The sequence below is a fragment of the Vibrio sp. R12-SW3-ISO1 genome, assembly GCF_059834005.1.
This window is the reverse complement of record NZ_JCBDGK010000057.1, coordinates 1-6,159: the sequence shown is the minus strand read 5'-3', so window position 1 is coordinate 6,159 and position 6,159 is coordinate 1. Positions and strand designations below refer to the sequence as shown.

The 6,159-nt window shown below is 51.0% G+C and carries 4 protein-coding genes, 1 tRNA gene and 1 rRNA gene; 4 read left to right on the top strand and 2 right to left on the bottom strand.

What is annotated here, in order from left to right; translation table 11 throughout:
- The 4 genes from AC6R0R_RS18855 to add form a co-directional block, all read left to right on the top strand.
- Window positions 1–262, top strand: a 262-nt coding sequence (locus tag AC6R0R_RS18855) for an ATP-binding protein (RefSeq protein ID WP_500627834.1), incomplete at its 5' end; no start/stop codon positions are given.
- A 79-nt stretch (window positions 263–341) separates the two neighbouring features.
- On the top strand, window positions 342–1,745 hold the full coding sequence (glnG, locus tag AC6R0R_RS18850; RefSeq protein ID WP_334554965.1) for a nitrogen regulation protein NR(I): 1,404 nt from the start codon (window positions 342–344) through the stop codon (window positions 1,743–1,745).
- Between the two features lie 139 nt (window positions 1,746–1,884).
- Window positions 1,885–4,440, top strand: a complete 2,556-nt coding sequence (gene gepA / locus AC6R0R_RS18845; protein WP_500627833.1) for a phosphodiesterase GepA — start codon at window positions 1,885–1,887, stop codon at window positions 4,438–4,440.
- Window positions 4,441–4,536: 96 nt separating this feature from the next.
- Complete coding sequence (gene add, locus AC6R0R_RS18840) at window positions 4,537–5,541, top strand: adenosine deaminase (protein ID WP_500627832.1); 1,005 nt, start codon at window positions 4,537–4,539, stop codon at window positions 5,539–5,541.
- A gap of 235 nt (window positions 5,542–5,776) precedes the next feature.
- Here the strand turns inward: add and AC6R0R_RS18835 are convergent.
- Together AC6R0R_RS18835 and rrf are read right to left on the bottom strand one after the other, a co-directional pair.
- Window positions 5,777–5,867, bottom strand: a tRNA-Ser gene (locus tag AC6R0R_RS18835).
- Between the two features lie 162 nt (window positions 5,868–6,029).
- Window positions 6,030–6,145 (bottom strand): 5S ribosomal RNA (rrf, locus tag AC6R0R_RS18830).
- Window positions 6,146–6,159 lie beyond the last annotated feature (14 nt).

Below are 6,159 nucleotides of genomic sequence, written 5' to 3'. Positions count from 1 at the left end.
CATTCGCACCAGAACGGTGCATCAAACCAATATCCATGGCCAGCGCTGCAAACTGGCAGCGCGCATTGAAGTGATTGATAACGGCCCCGGCATTCCATCTGAACTGCAAGATACGCTGTTTTACCCTATGGTCAGCGGTCGAGACGGCGGAACGGGGCTAGGATTATCCATCGCGCAGAACCTTATCGATCAACATCAAGGAAAAATCGATGTCGAAAGCTGGCCAGGAAGAACCACATTTACGATTTATCTGCCCATTTAAGGTAGAGATTTATTTGCTGCCCGACGTCAAAGGCGAAGGGAAAGACTGTCATTTGGCGATGCTGTGAGGAAAGGAAGTTATGAGTAAAGGATACGTCTGGGTTGTCGATGATGACAGCTCGATTCGTTGGGTAATGGAGAAGACCTTATCGTCGGCCAATATTAAATGCGAAACTTTCGCGGACGCTGAGAGTGTCTTAATGGCCCTTGAGCGCGAGTCGCCCGATGTGTTGGTCTCGGATATTCGCATGCCGGGCATCGATGGCATTCAGCTACTCAAGCAGGTTCACGAGGCCTCACCTGACCTGCCTGTTATCATCATGACGGCGCACTCTGATCTGGATGCCGCGGTCAACGCCTACCAAAAAGGGGCGTTTGAATATCTACCTAAACCCTTTGATGTCGACGAAACCCTCACCTTAGTTGAGCGTGCGATTACGCACAGCCACGAGCAAAAGCGTGAGCACGCCACCGCCGACCATGACACCTACAGCCCGCCAGAAATCATCGGTGAAGCTCCAGCGATGCAAGAGGTATTTCGCGCCATCGGCCGCCTTTCACGTTCGTCCATTTCGGTGCTGATTAATGGCGAGTCCGGTACTGGTAAAGAGCTGGTGGCACACGCACTGCACCGTCATAGCCCTCGAGCGAGTAAACCGTTTATTGCCCTCAACATGGCCGCGATTCCCAAAGATTTGATTGAATCCGAGCTGTTTGGCCATGAAAAAGGGGCTTTCACCGGCGCTAATAATGTGCGCCAAGGCCGTTTTGAGCAAGCCAATGGGGGAACCCTGTTTTTGGATGAGATCGGTGACATGCCACTCGATATTCAAACTCGCTTGCTGCGTGTCTTGGCCGATGGTCAGTTCTATCGCGTAGGCGGCCACTCGCCAATCAAAGTGGATGTGCGTATCGTCGCTGCGACCCACCAAAACTTAGAAAAATTGGTTCATGAGAACAAATTCCGCGAAGATTTGTTCCACCGCCTCAATGTCATCCGCATCAAGATTCCGTCACTGCGCGAACGCAAACAAGACATTGAAAAACTGACGCTGCACTTCTTAGCACTGGCCGCCGAAGAGCTGGGCGTAGACGTAAAGACACTGCATCCGACCACAGTAGACACGTTAAATCGCCTCGATTGGCCGGGTAACGTGCGCCAGCTAGAGAACGTCTGTCGCTGGCTGACCGTGATGGCCAGTGGCAGTGAAGTGTTACCCAACGATTTGCCGACGCAGTTACTGCAAGACAGCCATACGACGCAAAGCAGTGGCGAAGGAAACTGGCAGCAGCAACTGTCGAGCTGGGCGCGAGACGCTCTCTCCAAAGGCGACTCCGAGCTGCTCTCCTACGCACTTCCTGAATTTGAACGTATACTTTTAGAAGCAGCACTTGAGCATACTAACGGCCATAAGCAGGATGCCGCAAAGCTCCTTGGTTGGGGGCGCAATACACTTACCCGCAAACTGAAAGAGCTTTACTGATTGTATTTAAAGAGAAAATCGAGATGCAACCCTTTGCATGATAAGGATCCAAGGTCTCGATTTTTCTCTGATTTTTTCCTCGCTTGACTGTTTTAAAGCCGATAAGATGACTTAACGCACACGCAAGAATCCGGACTTTATGGCGACCACTCAAATCACTCTAAGAACTGCCGTTGTTCTCCCATTCGTGATGATCTTTATCATCACACTGGGTGTGATTGTTGCGGTGCAAAAAAGCAGTTATGAAGACATGGTCGTGAACGTCAGTGACCAGGCGCTCTCATCACTGACCGACAACGTCACCTCAGAGCTCAATCACTTTCTCAGTCCCGCCTTTGATGCCAGTCTGGCGATCAGCCACACCATCGGCTTTGGTGAGCTCTATCGTCATGATGATATGCGCCAAATCGAAGCGTATCTGCGCAGCAGCTTTTCGGACCTCTATCGCTCGGTCCCTAATTTGGATGCGATTGGTTTTGGTGGTGAAGGCGCCGAATATGTCGGTTATCGCCGCGAAGCCAATCAAGGGCTGACCTTGATGCTAAAAGACCGCCGCACTTTAGACAAACTGGTGATTTATCGCGGTCAACAGGTCTCTGGAGAGGTTCGCTCCGTCATCGATAACTATGACCCGCGTGTGCGCCCTTGGTACACGCCAATCGCAGACCATCACCATGGTGCCTGGTCGTCCATTTACGCCAATGCCGATGAGCGGCAAGATATCACGCTGACCGCACTGACGCCCGTGTTTGCTGAAGAAAAATTTGTCGGCGTGGTGGGTGCCGATCTGAAAATCGACACGTTTAATGCCTTCTTGCGTCAGCAGCGCGATAAGAACAGCGTGATTATTTACATTACGGATGCCGAGCAGCGTTTAGTCGCCCATTCCACCGAAGGGAGCGTCGTTTCTTGGGGTACCGCGCAGAGCAAAAAAGGCGACCGCCTGCTTGCCATCGAGAGTGGTCATCCGGTGGTCAAAGCCAGTGCCTTGCACGCCAGCGAGGCCAATCTATTCCAGCAAGGACGTTTCGAGCAGCAGCAATATTATCGCTTCCCGCTTTCGCTAAATGGCCAACGTTACTTCAACCACATTACGCCCTACACCGACTCGCATGGTTTGACCTGGTATATCGGCGTCGCCATCGCTGAGCAAGATTTACTGGGCGATTTGGCACAAAGTCAGCGCAACGGTTGGTTAACGGGTTTATTGGTCAGCGTCTTGGGGGTCCTCGTCTGCCTTATCGCTCTAAACAAAGTGGTCAAACCCATCACCTCAACCGCTGATGCCGCCAAGCATCTTGCCAAAGGCGATTGGGATAGCCACATGCCTAAACCTGGCCATATCTATGAAACCAATCTCTTGGTGTTCGCGTTTAACGAAATGGCAAACAACCTCAAAGCCTCTTTCAAAGCCTTAAAATCGCAACTGCTGTACGACTCGCTGACTCGCTTATATAGCCGTGAAGGGCTGGTCGATACCTGTGATAGCCTGAGAAAGCTCGAGGGGACCCTGCTGTTAGTCGGGATCAACAAATTCCGTGATATCAATGACAGCCTCGGCCACCTGCAAGGCGATCAACTGCTAGCGATCATTGCAGAGCGGCTGAAAACACGGTTTGAACAAAACAGCTATTTGGCGCGCATCGGTGGCGATGAGTTTGCGATTTATATTCCCGCTCATCGCGACAACGAACCTGCAAATGTCTACGCTAACCAAGTGTTGCAGATGTTTGCCTCGCCGTTTTCCATGGCGAGTGAAAATGTGGTGGTCAATGTCTCCGTCGGGATTGTGGAAGAAGGGCCGAGCCACAACATGACCCTGTGGCTGAGAAACGGCAGTATTGCCCTGAGTAACGCTAAGCAAGAGCCGTCCAACATCAGTTACTACAAACCTGAGATGGCGGATATTTCGCGTAAACGCACACTGATGCAAGCGAAGATCCAATCCGGCGTGGAGAAGCAAGAGTTTTTGCCTTTCTATCAACCGATCGTCGATTTAGCCACTGGCAAGGTGGTCGGCGCCGAAGCGCTAGCACGTTGGCAATCCGCAGACTCTGGGCTTATCTCTCCTATGGAGTTCATCCCTATCGCTGAAGAGAGCGGACTGATTGGCGCCATCGGTGAGACCATTTTGCGTCAAGCGTGTAACGACACGGTGAAGGGGATGCAAGAGGGCAAATGGGATGAGGATTTCCATATCCACGTCAATTTGTCGGTTAAACAACTGTCGAATGTCGATTTGATTGCCTCACTCAAGCGCATCCTTGATGAGTCCGGACTCGATGCCGATAACCTGACGTTGGAAATCACCGAGTCCCGTATTGTCGATAATGACCCAGTGATCATCAAAAACATGCGGGCCATTCGCGATCTTGGTGTCCATATCGCCATCGATGATTTTGGTACGGGTTACAGCTCACTGGCGTATTTGCACAAGCTTCCGTTCGATTGTCTAAAAATCGATCGCACCTTTGTCAACAAAATGCGCCCAGAGCAACTCGATACGTCGATCGTCGCTGCAATTGTCAACATGACCAAGAGCATGAAAGTAGAACTGGTTGCCGAAGGGATCGAGACCCAAGAGCAAGCGCAGATGCTCACCTCCCTCGCCTGCCCATTAGGTCAAGGCTTCCTCTACAGCCGCCCGATTACCTATCAGGATTGGCCAACAGATCTGGTTAACATGAAGCGATAATCAGCACATCGGGTCGATTTTGCGCGCTTATCCTACTGACACTCACATCATTGACTCTTATACTTAGCTCAAATTAGACCCATTGGATCCGTCATAATGATAACGAAAAATCTCCCGCTTACCGATTTGCACCGTCACCTTGACGGCAATATTCGCACTCAAACGATTTTAGAACTGGGCCAGAAGTTTGGCGTCGCCTTGCCCGCGTATGATGTGGCATCGTTAACCCCCCACGTGCAAATTGTGGAAGCAGAGCCTTCATTGGTTGCCTTTTTGTCCAAGCTTGATTGGGGCGTAGCGGTCTTGGGTGATCTCGACGCATGTCGCCGAGTCGCCTACGAAAACGTGGAAGATGCTCTGAATGCTCGTATTGACTATGCCGAGCTGCGTTTCTCTCCTTACTACATGGCGATGAAACATAAACTGCCCGTAACTGGCGTGGTGGAAGCCGTCGTCGATGGTGTAAAAGCGGGTGTGCGAGATTTTGGCATTCAAGCCAATCTGATTGGGATCATGAGCCGCACCTTTGGCACCGATGCCTGTCAGCAAGAGTTGGATGCGATTTTGACACAGAAAGATCACATTGTTGCCGTTGACCTCGCCGGTGACGAACTCGGCCAACCCGGTGATCGCTTCGTGAAGCACTTTAAGCAAGTGAAGGATGCGGGCCTCAACGTCACGGTTCACGCTGGTGAAGCGGCGGGAGCAGAAAGCATGTGGCAAGCGATCAACCAACTTGGCGCGACGCGTATTGGCCACGGTGTAAAAGCCATCCACGACCCGAAATTGATGGATTATCTCGCAGAGCAGCGCATTGGCATTGAGTCCTGCCTAACGTCTAATATCCAAACCAGTACCGTGGATTCATTGGCCAACCACCCGATTAAGACCTTCCTTGAACATGGCGTACTAGCCTGTCTCAACACCGACGACCCTGCTGTTGAGGGTATTGAGCTTCCTTATGAGTATGAGGTCGCTGCGCCGCAAGCAGGCTTGTCAGCAGAGCAAATCCGTCAAGCTCAGATCAATGGTTTAGAGTTGGCCTTTTTGTCCGAAGCCGACAAACAAGCCCTGAGAGAGAAAGTCGCCCAACGCGTCTAGACCGCACCTGGCCGACCGCATCTAGCCGACCGCATCTAGCCAGCCATAGTGCTGGCTTTTTTGTATTTGGCGTTTGTGGGTGTCGTTTTTGAGGGGAAAGGTCAAGGACAGGTAGTTTAAAGCGACTCGAAAAACACATGATAGTGACAGTCGCAGTCGGTAGATAGAGATTTGAAAAAATAGATATGCGCAGATATGAAAAAAGCCTCGCTATCACTAGCGAGGCTTTCAATGGTGGCGGAGAGATAGGGATTTGAACCCTAGATACGCTATTAACGTATGCCGGTTTTCAAGACCGGTGCTTTCAACCACTCAGCCATCTCTCCACAAATTGTTTAATCAAAGTCTTACTCACCCTTAAAGGTCGCTTTGATTAGGAAATTGTTTCTGTAACGCCGCAGATTTTGGTGTGAGATGCGCAGTGTGCAATCGCACATGAGCATCGCAGTAACAAAAGATGCAAGTTACTGGAACAATTTACAATCGAAGCCTGGCGATGTCCTACTCTCACATGGGGAAGCCCCACACTACCATCGGCGCTAATTCGTTTCACTTCTGAGTTCGGCATGGAATCAGGTGGGTCCAAATCGCTATGGTCGCCAAGCAAATTCTTTAATT